The sequence below is a fragment of the Vulcanimicrobium alpinum genome, from assembly GCF_027923555.1.
In the GTDB taxonomy this organism is placed as follows: domain Bacteria; phylum Vulcanimicrobiota; class Vulcanimicrobiia; order Vulcanimicrobiales; family Vulcanimicrobiaceae; genus Vulcanimicrobium; species Vulcanimicrobium alpinum.
Map to the genome: position 1 here is coordinate 3,092,209 of NZ_AP025523.1, position 17,806 is coordinate 3,110,014.

A 17,806-nucleotide genomic window follows, 5' to 3' on the forward strand; every position below is an offset into this window, starting at 1 on the left:
GACGACGAGTTCAGCGTTGCGCGCTTCCGGCGCGCTGCGAAGAGACGATGACGAAGATTTCGAAGACGATCGCGACTTCCGCTGCGGTGAGACAGGCGCGCACCGCCCAATGCGGATGCCAGTCGACCGTCACCAGCGCCATCACGGCGGCCGCGCAGTAGGCGACGGCTTTGGTAACGTCGACGCGGACCGTCGGCGAGGCGGGATCGTACGCGCGGCGGATCATCACGACGGTGCCCAGGATCGCGATCCCGAGCAGGATCGTTCCCAGGGCACGGTTTGCGCCGAGAAAGCGCAGCACGGTGTCGCCGCCCAAGGCGACGAGGACGGCGATCACGAGGAGCCAGGCGATCTCCGGCAGGCGCTTGTCCTTCACGACCGGCCGGTCTTCGTGCCGCAGGGTCCCGCGTACTTTCGGCGCGGTGCGGGCTCCGCGGCCGGCACCGGGGAACGCCTGCGCGTGCCCACGACGCTCAGCCCGCAGAATCCCCGGATCGCGCTCGCGCACGACCTCCGCACCCCGGCCGCGCGCCGCGACCAGGGCCGCTTCGTCATCGAGGGGCTCACGATGCTCGAGGAGGCTCGGCGCAGCGCGGTCCGGCCGCTCGAGCTCTATATCAACGACGAGCATCGCGCCGCGGTCCCGGCCGAGCGCTTCGCGGCCTACGAGCAGGACGGGACCGAGGTCTTCATCGTCCCGGCACGGGCGATGGCGCGCATCTCCGACCTCGACGCGCCGCCCGCGGTTGCTGCGGTCGTCCCGCTCCCGCGCTGGACCGCGGCCGAGATCCTGGCGCGGCCGGGCCCGGTCCTCCTGCTGGCCGGCGTTAACGACCCCGGCAATGCGGGGACGCTGGTGCGCTCCGCGGAGGCATTCGGCGCGGCGGGGGTGCTCTTCGGTCGCGGGGGCGCCGATCCGTTCGGTCCTAAGGTCGTACGCGCCACGATGGGTTCGATCTTTCGCCTCCCCGTCGCCCTAGTCGACGCCGAGGAATTGCCGGCGGCCGCCGCGGCGGCGGGGCGACCGGTGATCGCGACGGACGTCGACGGCGAGGATCTGGGAGCCGCTCCCTTGCCGGCCAACGCAATCCTCGCCGTCGGCAACGAACGGCGCGGCGTCCGCGACTGGCTGCCGCGCTGGGATCGGGCGGTGCGCATCCCCCAGCGGGCGACCGCGGAGAGTTTGAACGCGGCCGTCGCGGGGAGCATCGTTTTGTACGTCGCGTCGCGTGTCAAGTAGGCTGTCAAGTCGCCGAAAAAGCCCGTCCTGTCAAGACTTGGCGGCTCGGAGAGCCGGTGCTATACTCCCACTGCCGACGCGAACACGACGCGCCACTACAGCTCAGGAGAGGGAACCGCCGACGCCATGCGCACCTCCGAAATCTTCTGGAAACTGTTTGCCAACACGGGCTCGATCAGCGCGTACCTGATGTACCGGCATTTGCATCCGACGACCGCGCAGTAAGCGCGGGCAGCCCCGTGAACGACGGGGCCGCGAACCCAAGGAAAGCAGCGGCAACGCCCGGTCCTCCAGGATCGGGCGTTTGCGTGTGACGTAATGACGACTTCGCCCATGAGTGAACTCGAAGCAAACCTCGCTTCGCTGACCGCGCGCTTCGAACGCGCGGTCGCCGACGCGCCCGATGCGCGCGCCCTCGACGAGGTGCGCGTCGCATTTCTGGGCCGCAGCGGCGAGGTGACCGGCGTGCGCCGCAGCATCGGCACGCTGCCGCCGCCGGAGCGCCCGGGCGCAGGGAAAGTGATCAACGCCGCCGTCGAGTCGATGGAAGCGCAGCTGACCGACGCGCTCGCGCGCGTCGAGCGCGCCGCGCTCGAGCGATCGCTGGGCGATACGATCGACGTGACGTTTCCGGGTCCGCCGGCGCGCCTCGGTGCGCTCCATCCGGTCCGGCAAGTCGCGATCGACGTCGCGCGCTACTTCACGCGCCACGGCTTTGCGGTCGTCCTGGGTCCCGAGATCGAGACCGACGCCAACAACTTCGACGCGTTGAACATCCCGCCCGATCATCCCGCGCGCGAAGGGCTCGACTCGTTCTACCTGCGGCCCGATCGGCTGCTGCGCACGCACACCTCGCCGATGCAGGTGCGCTCGATGCGCCGGCACGGTCCGCCGATCGCGATCATCGTTCCCGGGAAAGCGTACCGGCGCGACGCCGTCGACGCACGCCATCTCTACATGTTCCATCAGGTCGAAGGCCTCATGGTGGGGCACGGCGTGCACTTCGGGCATCTCAAGGGCGTGTTGGTCGGGATGTGCCGCGAACTCTTCGGCGCCGACGCCGACGTGCGGTTCCGGCCGTCGTTCTTTCCGTTCACCGAACCGTCGGCGGAGATCGACGTGAAGTGTCCGGCGTGTCACGGGACGGGGATGCAGGACGGCCTGCAGTGCCGGACGTGCGGCGGGAGCGGGTGGATCGAGATCGGCGGGAGCGGGATGGTGCATCCGAATGTCCTGCGTTCGGTCGGGTACGATCCCGACGCCGTGTCCGGATGGGCGTTCGGCTGCGGGCTGGAGCGCATCGCGATGAAGCGCTACGACATCGACGACATCCGCGCGTTCGTCGAGAACGTCCCGGGCTTCGCCGAGGGCCTCGCGTAAGATGCGCGTTCCGCTGGCGTGGCTGCGCGATTACGTCGATCTCCCCGACGACTCCGCCGCGATCGTCGCGCGGCTCGCCGCGCTAGGCTTTCCCGTCGACGAGGTGATCGAGCGGCCGCAGCTCACCCACGTCGTCGTCGGACGGATCGTGACGGTCGACCGGCATCCCAACGCCGACCGGCTGCAGCTCTGCACGATCGACGTCGGCGGCGAACGGCATCTGACGATCGCGACCGCGGCGACGAACGTCGCGCCGCATCAGGTGATCCCGGTCGCGCGCATCGGCGCGCAGCTCGCCGGCGGCCTCACGATCGCGCCCCGGAAGATGCGCGGGATCGACTCCGAGGGGATGCTGTGTTCCGCCGACGAGCTCGGCTTGCCGGCGGACTGGTTCGAGGACGGGATCATGCAGCTCGACCACGCGATGCCGATCGGCGGCGACGCGATCGCGCTGCTGCGCCTCTCCGAACCCGTGCTCGACGTCGACGTCACGCCGAACCGCCCCGACGCCCTCTCGATCCTCGGCCTCGCACGCGAACTCGCCGCGTCGTACGGCGTCGAACTGCGCGAGCCGGGCGCGATCGTCAAATACGAAGACGGCCCCGACGATGCGCGCGTCACGATCGAGACGATCGACTGCAAGCGGATGGTGTTTCAGCTCGTGAGCGGCCTGCAGGTGCGGCCCGCCGCAGCGTGGATGCGCGTGCGCCTCGCGCTGGCGGGCCAGCGCCCGATCAACAACATCGTCGACGTCTCGAACTTCGTCATGCTCGAGATCGGCCAGCCGCTGCACTTCTTCGATTTCGAGCGCGTCGCCGGCGGCCACCTCATCGTGCGCGACGCGCGCGACGGTGAACGCTTCACCACGCTCGACGATCAGGAACGCACGCTAGACGAGCGGATGATCGTGATCGCCGACGACGATGGCCCGACGTCGCTCGCCGGAATCATGGGCGGACTGCGCAGCGAGGTCGTCGAGTCGACAACCGAGGTGCTCATCGAAGCCGCAACCTGGAACGGCCCGCGCATCCGCCGCGCGAGCAACGCGCTCAAACTGAGAACCGAAGCATCGAGCAGGTTCGAGAAGTCGCTCCCGCTCGCGCTGGCCGATCTGGGCGCGTCGCGTGCGGCGCACCTGCTCGAACAGGAAGGCGGAGCCGTGCGGCTGCCGCGTTCCGGAGGAGGCGGCGTCCCCGATCCCGCGCCCGTGATGCTGCGCGGCGGCGAAGTCGAACGGCTCCTGGGTTTCGCGGTCGGCGACGCGGAGATCGAACGCAGCCTCGCATCGCTGGGCTTCAAGGTCGCGCGCGTTCCCAACGGCTTCTCCGTCGTCGCGCCGTACTGGCGCAACGACGTCCTGCTGGCGGCCGATCTGGTCGAAGAGATCGCGCGCGTCGTCGGGTACGACCGGGTCACCGCGCAGACGCCGCCGGTCGTTCCGCAGGAGATCGACAGCGCCGAGTTCGACCGCGAGACGCAGCTCGCGACGACGCTCGCCGGTCTCGGCTACACCGAAGCCGTCTCGCTCTCGCTCCAGCCCGCCGCCGTCGCGCAGGCGTGGCGCGAGCAGAGCATCGCGGTGCCGGACGTCGTCGAGATCCTGAACCCGCTGAGCGAAGATCAGCGCTGGATGCGTTTCTCGATCGCGCCCGCGCTGCTCGATTTCGCCGCACGCGACCGCGCCGTCCGTCCCTACCGTATCTTCGAACTCGGCCACGTCTTCGCGCAGTCGCAGCCGGAGCCGCGCGAAACCGTGCAGCTCACCGCGCTGCACGCCGGCGGCGAGAGCGCGTTCGGACGGCTCAAATCCGACGTGCTCGCGCTGCTGCGACGCGAAACCGGCGTCGACGCGCAGGTCGAGCGCGGCATGTTCCCGTCGCTGCATCCCGGGAAGACGGCGGCGCTTCGCATCGGCGACGCCGTCGTCGGCTACGTCGGCGTCGTCGACCCGCGGCTCGCGCACGCGCACGACGTCGCCGAGACCACAGCGCTGGCGACGGTCTTCGTCGACGCGCTTCCGTCGCGCAGCGTCCCGCGTTACGTCGCCCCCTCGAAGTTCCCGCCGGTCGAACGCGATCTCGCGCTCGTCGTCGCCGACGACGTGCTCGCCGGCGATCTGATCGCCGCCGTGCGCGGCGAGCCGCTGGTCCGCTCGGCGACGGTGTTCGACGAGTATCGCGGACCGCAGATCGGCGCCGGCCAGAAGTCGCTGGCGCTGCGGATCGTGCTGCAGAGCTACGACGCGACGCTCACCGACGAGGACGCTGATGCCGCGACCGCGCGGATCGTCGCGATCCTGCAGGCGCGCTTCGGAGCGACGCTGCGCGGCTGACGCCGCGCGTTCAAATGAAGCGCGCGGCGACGACGGCGACGTCGTCGCGCAAGCGGTCGCCGCTGAACGCACGCGCGCGGTCGATCAATTGCTGCACGATGAGTTCCGCGGGAGCCTCGGCGAACTCGTCGATCGTGTCGAGGAAACGTTCGATCCCGAAGAACTCGCCGCTGTCGGCGCGCGCTTCGGTCACCCCGTCGGTTGTCGCGACGAACAGCGTTCCGGGCAGCAGTTCGACGAAGCTCTGCTTGAAGAGGTGGTGCTGATCGTCGAACACGCCGATCAGCGGCGCGGTCGGTTCGAGCAGGCGCGGCGCTTCGCCGGGAGCCAGAACCGCGGCCGCCTCGTGGCCGCCCGACGCGTAATGCATGATCCGCCGTGAGGTATCGACCATCCCGAAGAAGACGCTGGCGAACGACTCGATGCGCTCGAACGCGTTGTTCTCGATGTAGAGTCGATCGAGCGAACGCAGCACGCGCTCGGGCGTCAATCCTTGCGACGCATAGGCGCGCAGACCGTACTTGACCATCGCCGCGTGGATCGCGGCCTGCGTCCCTTTGCCGGCGATGTCGGCGATCGAAAACGAGACCGCGTCGTTGTCGAAGTGGTAGACGTCGACGATGTCACCGCCGGTCAGGCCGTGTGCGAGCTGGTAGCCGACGGCGTACTCGACGCCCAAAATGCGCGCCGAACCGAGCGCGAAGAGGTGCTCGACGAGGACCTTCGCCGCCGTCCAGTTCGAGATGTCTGAAGCCCCATCGAGTTGGAGCGTCGCCGTGGAATCGAACCCGTTCTCGGAAATGGAATTCTCCGCCGGCGTGGAGAGCGGCGGCGGAATCGCGGGAAGCTCCATTGACCTCCCTACCAGATGACTGCGGCCGAGGTTGCGCCTCCGAGCGCTCGTCGTCGTCGGACGGCGGCAACCGGGCGCGATGGGGAACCACGCTGCGCAACGCCAAGAACAGCGCGTGGGCTGGCCCGACCTCGTCATCGTCATCATCGTGATCCTGTTCGCGTACAAGGGCTGGCGGCGCGGCTTCGTCGACGAGATCGGCGGCTTCATCGCGCTCGCAGCCGCCGTGTGGGCGGCGATCTTCTACCCCGGAACCCTCGACGGGGTGATGCACGGGTACTTCGGACTGAACACGGGCTCGGCGCACATCGTGGGGATGATCGCGTTCGCGCTCGTCGTCTACATCGCGCTGATGGCGCTCTCGATGCTGCTCTCGCGGATCGCGAAGCTGCCGCTGATCGGGATCGGGAACGGGATCGGCGGCGCCTGCATCGGCGCGGCCAAAGCGCTGCTGGGGATCTGGGCCGTCCTCTACGTCCTCCTGTTTTTCCCGTTGGCCAAGGATCTGCGGCGCGATCTGCGCGCCTCGCCGCTCGTCGCGACCGTCACCGGGCCCAACGCGCAGGTCGATGCGTTTCTGCGCGGCACGATGCCTTGGTTCGTGCGGGCGTACGCGACGCCGGTCTTCGCGCGGCATCGTCTGTAACGCCGCGTCCGCCAGGAGCCGGTCCGCCAATGGCATACGAGGCACAGCCATGGCAATGAAGGCGGTCGCGAAATCCCCGCAGCGAGCGCTGACGGCGGTGCTGGCCGGCCGCGTCTACGGCGGACGATCGGCCGTGCAGCGGCGCGCCGACCGCCGCGCGCGGCTGTTCAACGTCGGCCTCGACCTCTTTGGGACGATCGGCTTCCATCAGACGACGATCCCGATGCTCTGCAGCGCCGCCGGCGTGACCGCACGCCACTTCTACGAAGACTTCTCCTCGCGCGAAGCGCTGCTGAGCGCGCTCTACGATCAGATCTCCGACACGATGCAGAACGCCGTGCTGGCGGCGCTGCGCGCGCCGGGCGGCACGATGCACGACCGCATCCGCTCGGGAACCGCCGCGTACATCCGCTACCTCACCAGCGACCCGCGGATAGCGCGCGTCTACGTGCTCGAGTCGCGCGGGATCAGCGAGGCGATGGAACAGCGCCGCCGCGAGTGGCGCGAGACGATCATCAAGCGGCTCACGAAGGCGACGCGCCGGCTCGAAGAGCGCGGGTTCGACACCGAACTCGACAGCCGTCTGGTGAGCGCCGCGATCGCCGGCGCAGCGCACGACATCGTCCTGGAATGGATCCTCGCCGCACGCCGTCCGTCGACGCAGAAGATGATCGAGACGCTCTCGGCGCTCTGGATCCGCACGCTGCTGCTCGATGCGTTCGAGCCCGTCGCGCCGCTCGGCTACACGCCGCGGCGCTCGCAAGCCTAGACCGGCGCCGGTTCGCGCGCCGCCGCGGGCGCCGTCGGGAGATAGCGGGCGAGATGGAAGTCGGCGTCGCCGAGCAGCCGCTCGACCATCGTCATCCGCTTGAAGTACCGGCCGACGTGGTACTCCTCGCTCATCCCGATCCCGCCGTGCAGCTGAATCGCGTTCTGTCCGACGAAGCGTCCGGACTTCGCGATCTGCACCTTTGCGGCCGAGACGCCGCGGCGGCGTTCCGCCGGATCGCTCGTGTCGAGCGTCGTCGCGGCGAGGTAGGCCATCGAGCGCGCCAGTTCGACCTCGATGAACATCTCGGCCATCCGGTGCTGCAGCGCCTGAAACGACCCGATCGGGACGCCGAATTGGTGACGCGCCTTCGCGTACTCCACCGTCGCTTCGAGCATGACGCTCATCAAGCCGAGGCCTTCGGCGCAGAACGCGCCGGCCGCATGGTCGAAGCCGAGCTCGAGGATGCGCAGCGCGTCGCCGCCGCGCGCGATGACGCCGCCTTCCTCGACGAGCGCATCGTCGAAGCGGATATCGGCGACGTCGGTGCCGTCTTCGGCGGGATACGCGACGCGCGCGACGCCCGGCGCCGCCGCCGGGACGGCCGCGAGCAGCACGTCGTCGCCGTCGCGCGCGCTGACGAGCAGCGTGTCGGCCGTGCCGGCGTCGAGCACGCGCGTCTTGCCGCCGCTGATGCGCACGCCGTCGGGCGCGGTGCGCGCCTGCGCGGCGACCACGGCGGGATTGCCGCGCGCATGCGGCTCTTCGTACGCGACCGCGAAACGGCGGCGACCCTCGATCAGCGCTTCGAGCAGGTCGCTGCGTCCCGCCGCACGCAGGATCGTCCCCGCGAAGACGCACTGCGCGACGTACGCGGACGTGACGCGGCCCCGTCCGAACTGCTCCATGATCAGCAGCGTCTCGAGCGGCCCGCCGAACCCGCCCAGATCCTCGGGCGCGCCGATCGCGAGCCAGCCGAGTTCCGCGAACGTGCTCCAGCGGTCGCCGGCATGATCGCCGGCGGCGAACCGTGCGACCCCGTCCTTGATGAGCAGTTGTTCGGGTGAGAGCGCGAAGTCCATTGCGATGCGATCCGCCTACAGTTTGAGGATACGTTTGGCGATGATGTTCTTCTGGATCTCGTTGGAGCCGGCGTAGATCGACGTTTTGCGGTAGTTGAAGTACTTCGGCGCGAGGTGCCGCTCCGCATAGGGTCCGAGCGCGTCGAGCGCGAGCTCGCTGATCGCCTGCTGGATCTCCGTTCCTTTGATCTTGAGAATCGACGACTCGGGTCCGGGCCGCGTCCCGGCCGACTCCGCCGCCAGCGTCCGCAGTTCGGTGAACGCGAGCGCGTCGAGCTCGATCTCGACGCGCGCGATCCGCTCGTTCAGCCGCGGTTCGTCGATCCGTTCGCGCACGAGCAGCTCGCGCAGCGCGTCAAGATACTGGCGGCACAGCGCGATCCCCGCGGTTCCGGTGCGCTCGTGCTCGAGCAGAAACTTGGCGTAGGTCCAGCCTTCGCCTTCGCGCCCGACGAGGTTTGCGACCGGCACCTCGACGTTTTCGAAGTGCACTTCGTTGATCTCGCTGCCGCCGTCGATCGTCTCGATCGGGCGCACGCTGATCCCCGGCGTGCGCATATCGGCGAGGATGAACGAGATCCCCTCCTGCTTCTTCGCCTGCGGATCGGTGCGCGCGAGGACGAAGATCCAGTCGGCCCATTGCGCGGCGGTGATCCACGTCTTCGTCCCGTTGATGACGTACGCGTCGTCGCGCCGCTCGGCGCGCGTCGCGAGCGCGGCGAGATCGGAGCCGGCGCCCGGCTCGGAGTATCCTTGGCACCAGAACTCCTCGCCGCTGAGAATCGTCGGCAAGTAGCGCGCGCGCTGTTCGTCGTTGCCGAACTCGATGATGACCGGCGCGACCATCTGCAGGCCGAACGGCAGCATCCGCAGTGCCCAGCCGTGCGCGATCTCCTCGGAGAAGATGTGGCGCTGCACGGCGTTCCAGCCCGTGCCGCCGTACCGCTGCGGCCAATTCGGCGCCGCCCAGCCGCGCTCGAAGAGGATGCGGTGCCAGCGCGCGTAGTCGTCTTTGACGAGCGGATCGCCCGCCTGGACTTTCCGGCGGATGTCGTCGGGGAGACGCTGCGCGATGAACGCGCGCACCTCGTCCCGGAACGCGAGTTCCTCGGGGCTGAAGGCCAAGTTCATCGCGTTCCCTCCGTGCCGCTGAGCGCACGCACCCGTGCGTTCCAGGCGGCGAACGTCGCGCCGCGGGCGGCGAGTTCGCGCAGCAGCGGCGTCGCGTTCCACGGAGCGCCGTGCGTGCGCGCGTAGGCATCGATGCGCGCGAGGATCGCCGCGAGTCCGACGTGGTCGGCCCAGCGCAGCGGGCCGCCGCGAAACGCCGGGAAACCGTAGCCGTCGACCCACACGACGTCGATGTCGCCGGGCCGCGCGGCGATCCCGCCGGCGAGGATCGCGGCGCCCTCGTTCACCAGCGGGTAGAGACAGCGTTCGACGATCTCGTCGTCGCCGATCGCACGCCGCGCGATCCCCTCGTCCTTCGCGACCTGCGCGATGAGCGCGTCGACCTCGGAGTCGGGCTGCGGCGTGCGGTCGCCCTCGGCGTAGCGGTAGTATCCGGCGCCCGTCTTCTGTCCGAAGCGTCCGCGCTCGCACAGCAGGTCGGCGATCCGCGAGTAGCGCCCGATGGGCGGCGCCAGCGCGTGCTTCCCTTTGCGGATCCGCCATCCGACATCGAGTCCGGCGAGATCCGACATCGCGAACGGTCCCATCGGGAAGCCGAAGGCGCGGATCGCGCGATCGACCTGCCGCGGCGTCGCGCCCTCTTCGAGCAGAAACGCCGCTTCGCGCAGATAGCCGTGGAGCATCCGGTTGCCGATGAATCCGTCGCAGTTGCCGGCGACGACGCCGATCTTCTTCAACTGCTTCGCGACGCCGAGCGCCTGCGCGATCACGGCCGGCGACGTGCGCGCGCCGCGGACGATTTCGAGCAGCCGCATCACATTGGCTGGGCTGAAGAAATGCATCCCGACGACCTGCTCCGGCCGCGACGTCGCCGACGCGATCGCTTCGATGTCGAGGGTCGAGGTGTTGGTCGCCAGGATCGCGTGCGGCGCGGCGATCGCGTCGAGCGCGCGGAAGACGTCCTGTTTGGTCGCAAGCTCTTCGAAGACGGCCTCGATCACGAGATCGACGCCGGCCGCCGCATCGAGCGCGCAGGCATACGCGATGCGGCCCAGGCGCTCGTCCATCTGCGCCTGCGTCAGGCGGCCTTTGCGCACCCTCGCCGCGTAGTTCGATGCGATGATCGACCGCGCGCGTTCGAGAAGCGCCGGCTGCAGGTCGACCAGCGTGACCGCGATCCCCGCGTTGGCGATCGCGGTTGCGATCCCGGTCCCCATCGTGCCGGCGCCAACGACCGTCGCGCTTCGCGCAACGAACGGCGCGGGAACGCTGCCGTCGGCGAGCTTTCCCGCTTCGCGTTCGGCGAAGAAGACATGGATGCGCGCGCGCGACTGCTCCGACTCGCGCAAGGCGAGAAAACGTTCGCGTTCGCGCGCGAGACCTTCGGCGAACGGGAGCGCCGTCGCGTCGGCGAGCGCGTCGATCGCGGCGTGCTCGGCGAGGCCGCCGCGTTCGGGCGGATTCGCGCGTGCGCGCGCCGCCGCGAGCGCAGCGTCGTCGGGACTCGCGCGCATCGCGGATGCGCGGCGCCGTTCGCCGGCGCAGGACGCGGCGAACGCACGCGCCGCGGCGCGCACGTCGCCGTCGGCGATCGCATCGACGATGCCGAGCGCCCGTGCGGCGCGGCCGTCGACCGGCTCGCCGCTCAGCACGATCGGGAGCGCCGCGCCGACGCCGATCAGGCGCGGCAGGCGCTGCGTGCCGCCGGCGCCCGGAATGAGCCCGCGCGTAATCTCCGGCAGCCCCAGCCGCGCGTCCGGCGCCGCGACGCGATAGTCGCACGCGAGCGCAACTTCGAGGCCGCCGCCCAGCGCGTTCCCGTCGAGCGCCGCGACGACGGGTTTCGACGCCTGCTCGATCGCTTCGATGAGATCGCGCACGTGCGGCCGCGGCGGCGGGTCGACGGCGAACCCACGCATGTCGGCGCCGCCGCTGAACGTGCCGCCGGCGCCGCCGAGCACGATCGCCCGCACCTCCGCGTCCGCGTCGGCGGCGGCGAGCGCGGCGATCAGCGGTGCGATCGCGGCGGGGCCCAGCGCGTTCACGGGCGGGTTGTCGATCTCCAGCACGACGACGTGATCGGGCGGCAACGCAGGCTCCAAGGGGAAAACGTGTTGCTCGAAGGTGAACGACCACCAATCCGGCAACCGTAGGAAATCTCCTCGCCGGTGAGGCGCGCATGCATCTTTTCTTTCAGGAGCTGCTGAACGGTCTCGTAGTCGGGAGCTTGTACGCGCTCGTCGCGCTGGGCCTTGCGCTCGTGTACGGAACGATGCAGGTGCCGAACTTCGCGCACGGCCACCTGTACATGCTCGGCGCGTACGTCGCGTTCTTCGGCGTCACCGTCGCGCACCTGACCTACTGGCCGGCGATGCTGCTGGCGATCGTCGTGCTCGCGGCGGTCGGCGTCCTGGTCGAACGGCTCGTCTTCCGCCCCCTGCGCGACGCGCCCGAAGTGAACGCGATCATCGCCGCGGTCGGCGTGCTCTTCTTCCTGCAGACGCTCGCGCAGGTGCTCTTCAAGCCGGAGTTCCGCGAGCTGCCGACGCCCTACGACGTCGTGGTGCACCTGCCGGGCGATCTCGTCCTCACCGAGCAGCGCATCATCGTCATCGCCGCTGCGGCGGCGCTGATGGTCGCGCTGCTGCTGTTCCTCAAGCGGACGACGCTCGGCGCGACGATCGAGGCGGTGGCGCAGAACCGCCAGGGCGCGGCGCTGGTGGGGATCGACGCCGACCGCGTCTCGACGATCGTGTTCGCGATCTCGGCGGGGATGGCGGCGGCCGCCGCGACGCTGATCGCGTCGATCAACCTGATCTATCCCGCGATGGGCTTCACCGTCATCCTCAAAGCGTTCGCGATCATCGTGCTCGGCGGGATGGGGAGCATCCCCGGCGCGATCGCCGGCGCGTTCATCCTCGCCTTCGCCGAGAGCTTCGGCGCGACGTACATCTCGACGAGTTATCAGGACGTGATCGCGTTCGCGGTGCTCGTCCTGATCCTCGCCGTGCGGCCGACCGGATTGTTCGCGAAAGGGACGTGATGCGGCGCGCGCTCTGGATCGCGGCCGCGCTGGCCGCGCTCGTCCTTCCGCTCGCCGCCGGCAAATCGTTCTACCTGCAGATCGTCGCGGACGCGTACGTCACCGCGATCGCCGTCTACGGGCTCAACGTGATCCTCGGTTACGCGGGCCTGCTCAATCTCGGCAACGCCGCGTTCTTCGGCATCGGCGCGTACAGCGTCGCGCTGCTCGAGACGAAGCTCGCGTGGCCGTTCTGGCCGGCGCTCGCCGCCGGCTGCGTCGCGAGCATGCTGATGGGCGCGTTCGTCGGCGTGATCGGCGCACGAACGCGCGGCCACTACTTCGCGATCTTCACCGCCGCCGTCGGCGTGATGATCTACACCGTGTTTTCCAACTGGCAGGAACTCACCGGCGGCAACCTCGGGATCGTCGGGATCCCGCCGCCGCCGCCGATCGGACCGCTGAACTTCGCCGACGACCGCGCGCGCTATTATCTCGTGCTCGCGACGCTCGCGTTCGCGATCGCGATCGTCACGCTCGCACGGCGTTCGCTCGTCGGCCTGACGTTCGTGGCGATCGCGGACAACGCAATCCTCGCCCGCGCCGCCGGGATCGACGTCGCGCGCGCGCGGCTCGCGGCGTTCGTCCTCTCGACGTTCCTGACCGGACTCGCCGGCGGGATGTACGCGATGGAGAACGGCAACCTCGGCCCTGACGCGAGCGGCCTCGACGTCACCTTCGAGCAGCTGCTGAACCTCGTCGTCGGCGGGATCGGGACGATCGCAGGGCCGCTGATCGGGACGCTGCTGCTGGTCGGCCTCACGCAGACGCTGCAGTCGGCGCACGAATACCGTTTCCTGATCTTCGGCCCGCTGCTCGTCGTGCTGGTGATCTTCTTCCCGCACGGCATCGCCGGCGCGTTTGCGCGCCTGCGCGCGCCGCGCCCGCCGCACGACGTCGCGGCACCGGCCGGTACGGCCGAGGCGGCGCTGAACTGATGCTGCTGCAGGCGCGCGCGATCACCAAGCGCTTCGGCGGGCTGCTCGCGGTCGACGACGTCTCGTCCGCGATCCCGGCGGGTCAGATCAAAGCGATCATCGGACCCAACGGCGCGGGGAAGTCGACGCTCTTCAACGTCGTCTCCGGACTCTACGCCGCGACTTCGGGCAGCCTGCTTTTCGAAGGTGAGGAGATCACCGGTCTTCCGATGCACGCCATCGCGCGTCGCGGGATCGCGCGCACGTTCCAAACGACCAGCCTGTTCGCGCACCTGACAGTGCTCGACAACGCGATGCTCGGCTACCGCCGCCATACGGCGAGCACGCTCGTCGACGCGCTGCTGCGCACGCCGCGCACGCGGCGCGAGGAGCGCGAGAGCCGCGACGCGGCGCACGACGCGCTGCGGTTCGCCGGGATCGACGGTCTCGCGCACCGCATCGCCGGGAGCATCCCGCAGGAAGCCCAGAAGCGTCTCGCGATCGCGATCGCGGTCGCGGCGAAGCCCAAACTCGTCCTCCTCGACGAACCGGTCGCCGGCGTCACCGCCGAAGAGACTGATGCGCACGCCGCACTGATTCGCGCTATGGCGGACGCCGGGATGACGATCTGCCTGGTCGAGCACAAGATGAACTTGGTGATGGGACTCGCCGACTCGATCGTCGTGCTCCATCACGGCAAGAAGATCGCCGAGGGGACGCCGGCGCAGATCAGCGCCGATCCGGCCGTCATCGATGCGTATCTCGGAGTGAAAGCCCATGTCTGAGGGCCTCGAGGTGCGCGGGCTCCAGGTCAGGTACGGCTCCGCAGCGCCGGCGCTCGACCGGGTCGACCTGCAGGTGCGTCCCGGCGAGTGCGTGACGCTGCTCGGCGCCAACGGCTCGGGGAAGAGCACGCTGTTCTGCGCGCTCAGCGGGATCGTACCGTCGTCGGGGACGATCGCGTTCGACGGCCGCGACACGCGCCGGATGCGCCCGGCCGCAATCGTGCAGCTCGGGATCGCGCAGTGCGCCGAAGGACGCAAGCTCTTCCCCGAGCTCTCGGTCGAGAAAAATCTGCGGCTCGGCGCGTACGTTCGCCGCAACCGGCGCGAAGCCGACGCCTCGCTCGAGCGCGTGTGCGCGCTCTTCCCCGACGTGCGGATGAAGCTGCGCGCCCCGGCGGGCTCGCTCAGCGGCGGCCAGCAGCAGATGGTTGCGATCGGTCGCGCGCTGATGGCGAAGCCGAAACTGCTTCTGCTCGACGAGCCGTCGCTCGGCCTCGCGCCGCGCGTCGTCACGTCGATGCTCGAAGCGATCGCTCAGATCAACCGGGACGGCACGATGGTGCTGATCGCGGAGCAGAACGCGTACGCCGCGCTCGCGATCGCGCAGCGCGGCTACGTGCTGGCGCAAGGACGGGTGGTGCTCGAAGGCTCGGCGAGCACGCTGCGCGACAACGAGCTGGTTAAGAAGGCGTTCATCGGCGCCTGAGGAGGTTGAACATGCGACGTAAGACTTGGTTCGCCGGTGCGGGCGCGCTCGCCGCGGGGGCACTCTTGCCGCGGCGTGCGTGGGCGCAGGCCACGAACGTCGTCACCATCGGGTACACCGGACCGCTCTCGGGCGGTGCGGCGCAGTACGGAGCCGACGTGCAGCGCGGGATCCAAATGGCGATCGACGAGATCAACGCCGCCGGCGGCGCCGGCGCAAAGAAGTACACCTTCAAACTCGCCTCGCTCGACGACGCGTACCGCCCCAACGAGGCGGCGACCAACGCGAAGCGGTTGGCGCAGGAGAGCAACGCGCCGATCGTCTTCTGCCCGCACTCCGGCGGGATACTGGCGATCGAGGACTTCAACGACAAGCAGTCGCCGAAGTTCGTGCTCGGGGCCTATACCAGCGAACCGGCGATCCTCAAGAAGAACGACACGCTGATGCTGATGATCCCGCCGGCGTACGACGGCTACTTCAAGCCGTTCGGCGAGTATTCGATGAAGCGGTTCGGGAAAAAGCTCGGGCTGATCGCGACCACGACGGCCTACGGCAACGCGTGGACCAAGGGCTTCAGCGCAGCGTGGCAGGCGATGGGCGGGACCGTCCTCACCAACAACGGCGTCGACTACAACACCACCGCGGACTTTTCGACGACGGTGAGCAAGGCGCTGGCAGAGAAACCCGACGTGATCCTGGTCGGCGGCCCTTCGCAGCCGACGGGTCTGGTGATGAAGTCGGCGCGCGATCAGGGCTACAACGGCGGCTTCGTGATGATGGACCAAGCGAAGTTCGACCAGCTGCAGTCGGTGCTGCCGATCGCGAAGCTGGAGGGCGCGGTCGGCGTCGTCCCGTTCCCGCTCTATCCGGGCGCGGGCACGAAGATCTTCATCGACGCCTATACTAAGAAATTCGGGACCGAACGCGCGCCGAATACCGAGATCGCGTTCAACTACATGGCGATGCACATCTTCGCCGAAGCGATCGCGCTCGCGGGCTCGGCCGATCCGGTCGCGCTCGCCGGCAAACTGCACGACGCGGCGAAGGGCCTCAACCCGAAGTATCAGCCGGCGACGATCCACGGCGTCACGAAAGCCGGGCATCTGATGCTCGACGCGATCGCGGCGTCGGTCGACAAGGGCAAGTACGACAAAATCACCATCCCCTTCACGGAGTGATCCCGCATGCGCGGATTGATGATGGACGTCCCGCTGAACGTCAGCGCCATCCTGGAGTACGGCGCGCGCTTTCAGGGCGACGTCGAGATCGTGTCGCGAACGGTCGAGGGACCGATCCACCGCTACACGTATCGTGACGCGGCGGCGCGGAGCGCGCAGTTGGCGAACGCCCTGCTGACCCTCGGCGTCCTCGACGGCGTGCGCGTCGCGACGATCGCCTGGAACGGCTACCGGCACTTCGAGCTGTACTACGGCGTCGGCGGGATCGGCGCCGTCTGTCACACCATCAATCCGCGCCTGCATCCGGCGCAGATCGCCTACATCATCAACCACGCCGACGACCGCTACGTCTTCCTCGACCTCACGTTCGTCCCGCTGGTCGAAGCGATCGCCGTGCAGCTGCCGCGCGTGCGCGGCTTCGTCATCATGACCGACAAAGCGCACATGCCGCAGACGACGCTGCCGAACGTGCTGTGCTACGAGTCGCTGCTCGGCGAACAGAGCCCCGCGATCGAATGGCCGCATCTCGACGAGAACACGGCGTGCGGACTCTGCTACACCTCGGGGACGACCGGCGACCCGAAGGGCGTCCTCTACTCCAACCGCTCGACCGTCCTGCACGCGATGAGCGGGTGCATCATGGGGGCGACGCGGCGCAGCGAGTCGTCGGCGGCGATGATGCCGGTCGTCCCGATGTTCCACGTCAACGCGTGGGGGATTCCCTACGCCGCGCCGATGCTCGGCTCGAAGCTCGTCTTCGGCGGCGCGCTGCACGACGCGGCGAGCATCTGCGAGATGATCGAGAGCGAGAACGTGACCAGCGCCTCCGGCGTGCCGGTGATCTGGCTCGGTCTGCTGCAGTACTTGCAGCAGACCGGCAAGCAGCTCACGGCGCTCAAGTCGCTCAGCGTCGGCGGTTCGGCCGCGCCGCCCTCGATGATCGAGGCCTACGAACGGATGGGGATCGAGGTGATCCACGGCTGGGGGATGACCGAGACGAGTCCGGTCTGCACGAACGGCTCGATCAAGCCCAAGCATCGCAGCAGCGACATCACCGAGCAACTGAAGCATCAGATGAAGGCCGGCCGCTGCGTCTTCGGCGTCGACATGAAGATCGTCGACGAGGACGGCCTGCCGCTCCCCGACGACGGCGAAGCGCAGGGCGAACTCTACGTGCGCGGGCCGTGGGTCGCGAGCGCCTACTACAACAACGCGGAAGCGACGGCGAATCAATTCACCGACGACGGCTGGTTCCGCACCGGCGACATCGTCTCGCTCGATGCCGACGGCTACCTGACGATTCACGACCGCGCCAAGGACCTCATCAAATCCGGCGGCGAGTGGATCAGCTCGATCGATCTGGAGAACGCGGCGGTCGCACATCCGGAGATCGCCGAGGCCGCCGCGATCGCGATCCCGCACCCGAAGTGGGCCGAGCGTCCGCTGCTCGTCGTGGTACGCGCGACCGGCAGCGCGATCGGCCGCGACGACGTGCTGCGCTTTCTCGACGGCCGGATCGCGAAGTGGTGGATGCCCGACGACGTGATGTTCGTCGACGAATTGCCGCATACCGCGACCGGGAAGGTCTCGAAACGGACGCTGCGCGCGCAATACGCGCAGATTGCCGCATCGGCGACGCCGTAACGCGTTTCATCCGCGACGCTCGCCGGGTACGTCAGTCAGCGACACCACGGCGAGGAGCGGT

The 17,806-nt window shown here is 69.0% G+C and carries 17 protein-coding genes; 12 read left to right on the forward strand and 5 right to left on the reverse strand.

From position 1 onward, the window contains the following. Positions 1 to 10 precede the first annotated feature (10 nt). Positions 11 to 376, reverse strand: coding sequence for a hypothetical protein (locus WPS_RS15825; RefSeq protein WP_317995425.1), 366 nt, complete (start codon positions 374 to 376; stop codon positions 11 to 13). Between the two features lie 84 nt (positions 377 to 460). On the opposite strand from WPS_RS15825, the gene WPS_RS15830 reads away from it, so the two are divergent. From WPS_RS15830 to pheT, 4 genes are all read left to right on the forward strand, one after another. Next, positions 461 to 1,240: a TrmH family RNA methyltransferase gene (locus tag WPS_RS15830; protein WP_317995426.1), complete on the forward strand. Its 780-nt coding sequence runs from the start codon at positions 461 to 463 to the stop codon at positions 1,238 to 1,240. A 126-nt stretch (positions 1,241 to 1,366) separates the two neighbouring features. Then, positions 1,367 to 1,465, forward strand: a complete 99-nt coding sequence (locus WPS_RS15835; RefSeq protein ID WP_317995427.1) for a YqzL family protein — start codon at positions 1,367 to 1,369, stop codon at positions 1,463 to 1,465. Positions 1,466 to 1,573: 108 nt separating this feature from the next. Beyond that, a complete protein-coding gene (gene pheS / locus WPS_RS15840) occupies positions 1,574 to 2,620 on the forward strand; it encodes a phenylalanine--tRNA ligase subunit alpha (protein ID WP_317995428.1) in 1,047 nt (348 codons plus the stop codon). A gap of 1 nt (position 2,621) precedes the next feature. Further along, complete coding sequence (gene pheT / locus WPS_RS15845) at positions 2,622 to 4,952, forward strand: phenylalanine--tRNA ligase subunit beta (protein ID WP_317995429.1); 2,331 nt, start codon at positions 2,622 to 2,624, stop codon at positions 4,950 to 4,952. Positions 4,953 to 4,962: 10 nt separating this feature from the next. On the opposite strand, the gene WPS_RS15850 is transcribed toward pheT, so the two are convergent. Then, positions 4,963 to 5,805 (reverse strand): PP2C family protein-serine/threonine phosphatase, encoded by an 843-nt coding sequence (locus WPS_RS15850; protein WP_317995430.1) that lies wholly within the window; start codon positions 5,803 to 5,805, stop codon positions 4,963 to 4,965. A 79-nt stretch (positions 5,806 to 5,884) separates the two neighbouring features. Here WPS_RS15850 and WPS_RS15855 point away from each other — a divergent pair, with 79 nt between their 5' ends. Together WPS_RS15855 and WPS_RS15860 are read left to right on the forward strand one after the other, a co-directional pair. After that, positions 5,885 to 6,451 (forward strand): CvpA family protein, encoded by a 567-nt coding sequence (locus WPS_RS15855; RefSeq protein ID WP_317995431.1) that lies wholly within the window; start codon positions 5,885 to 5,887, stop codon positions 6,449 to 6,451. 49 nt (positions 6,452 to 6,500) lie between these two features. Beyond that, positions 6,501 to 7,220, forward strand: a complete 720-nt coding sequence (locus tag WPS_RS15860) for a TetR/AcrR family transcriptional regulator (RefSeq protein WP_317995432.1) — start codon at positions 6,501 to 6,503, stop codon at positions 7,218 to 7,220. Here the strand turns inward: WPS_RS15860 and WPS_RS15865 are convergent. The 3 genes from WPS_RS15865 to WPS_RS15875 are packed head-to-tail and all read right to left on the reverse strand — an operon-like array spanning position 7,217 to position 11,523. Next, the gene (locus WPS_RS15865; protein WP_317995433.1) at positions 7,217 to 8,302 is read right to left on the reverse strand and encodes an acyl-CoA dehydrogenase family protein; all 1,086 of its coding nucleotides are present in this window, start codon (positions 8,300 to 8,302) and stop codon (positions 7,217 to 7,219) included. The genes WPS_RS15860 and WPS_RS15865 overlap by 4 nt on opposite strands. Positions 8,303 to 8,317: 15 nt before the next feature. Beyond that, positions 8,318 to 9,433 (reverse strand): acyl-CoA dehydrogenase family protein, encoded by a 1,116-nt coding sequence (locus WPS_RS15870; protein WP_317995434.1) that lies wholly within the window; start codon positions 9,431 to 9,433, stop codon positions 8,318 to 8,320. Beyond that, positions 9,430 to 11,523 carry a 3-hydroxyacyl-CoA dehydrogenase NAD-binding domain-containing protein gene (locus WPS_RS15875; RefSeq protein ID WP_317995435.1) on the reverse strand — a complete coding sequence of 698 codons (2,094 nt, stop codon included), beginning with the start codon at positions 11,521 to 11,523 and terminating at the stop codon, positions 9,430 to 9,432. The genes WPS_RS15870 and WPS_RS15875 overlap by 4 nt, the downstream gene beginning before the upstream one ends. Positions 11,524 to 11,612: 89 nt before the next feature. Between WPS_RS15875 and WPS_RS15880 the strand changes: the two genes are divergently transcribed. From WPS_RS15880 to WPS_RS15905, 6 genes are read left to right on the forward strand one after another with little or no spacing between them, the layout of a single operon-like run. Beyond that, positions 11,613 to 12,476 (forward strand): branched-chain amino acid ABC transporter permease, encoded by an 864-nt coding sequence (locus WPS_RS15880; RefSeq protein WP_317995436.1) that lies wholly within the window; start codon positions 11,613 to 11,615, stop codon positions 12,474 to 12,476. After that, a complete protein-coding gene (locus tag WPS_RS15885; protein ID WP_317995437.1) occupies positions 12,476 to 13,453 on the forward strand; it encodes a branched-chain amino acid ABC transporter permease in 978 nt (325 codons plus the stop codon). The genes WPS_RS15880 and WPS_RS15885 overlap by 1 nt, the downstream gene beginning before the upstream one ends. After that, on the forward strand, positions 13,453 to 14,217 hold the full coding sequence (locus tag WPS_RS15890; RefSeq protein WP_317995438.1) for an ABC transporter ATP-binding protein: 765 nt from the start codon (positions 13,453 to 13,455) through the stop codon (positions 14,215 to 14,217). The genes WPS_RS15885 and WPS_RS15890 overlap by 1 nt, the downstream gene beginning before the upstream one ends. Beyond that, a complete protein-coding gene (locus WPS_RS15895; RefSeq protein ID WP_317995439.1) occupies positions 14,210 to 14,923 on the forward strand; it encodes an ABC transporter ATP-binding protein in 714 nt (237 codons plus the stop codon). Before WPS_RS15890 ends, WPS_RS15895 begins: the two co-directional genes overlap by 8 nt. Positions 14,924 to 14,934: 11 nt before the next feature. Next, positions 14,935 to 16,101, forward strand: coding sequence for an ABC transporter substrate-binding protein (locus WPS_RS15900; protein ID WP_317995440.1), 1,167 nt, complete (start codon positions 14,935 to 14,937; stop codon positions 16,099 to 16,101). Between the two features lie 6 nt (positions 16,102 to 16,107). Beyond that, positions 16,108 to 17,745 (forward strand): long-chain-fatty-acid--CoA ligase, encoded by a 1,638-nt coding sequence (locus WPS_RS15905; protein ID WP_317995441.1) that lies wholly within the window; start codon positions 16,108 to 16,110, stop codon positions 17,743 to 17,745. Positions 17,746 to 17,806: the final 61 nt, after the last annotated feature.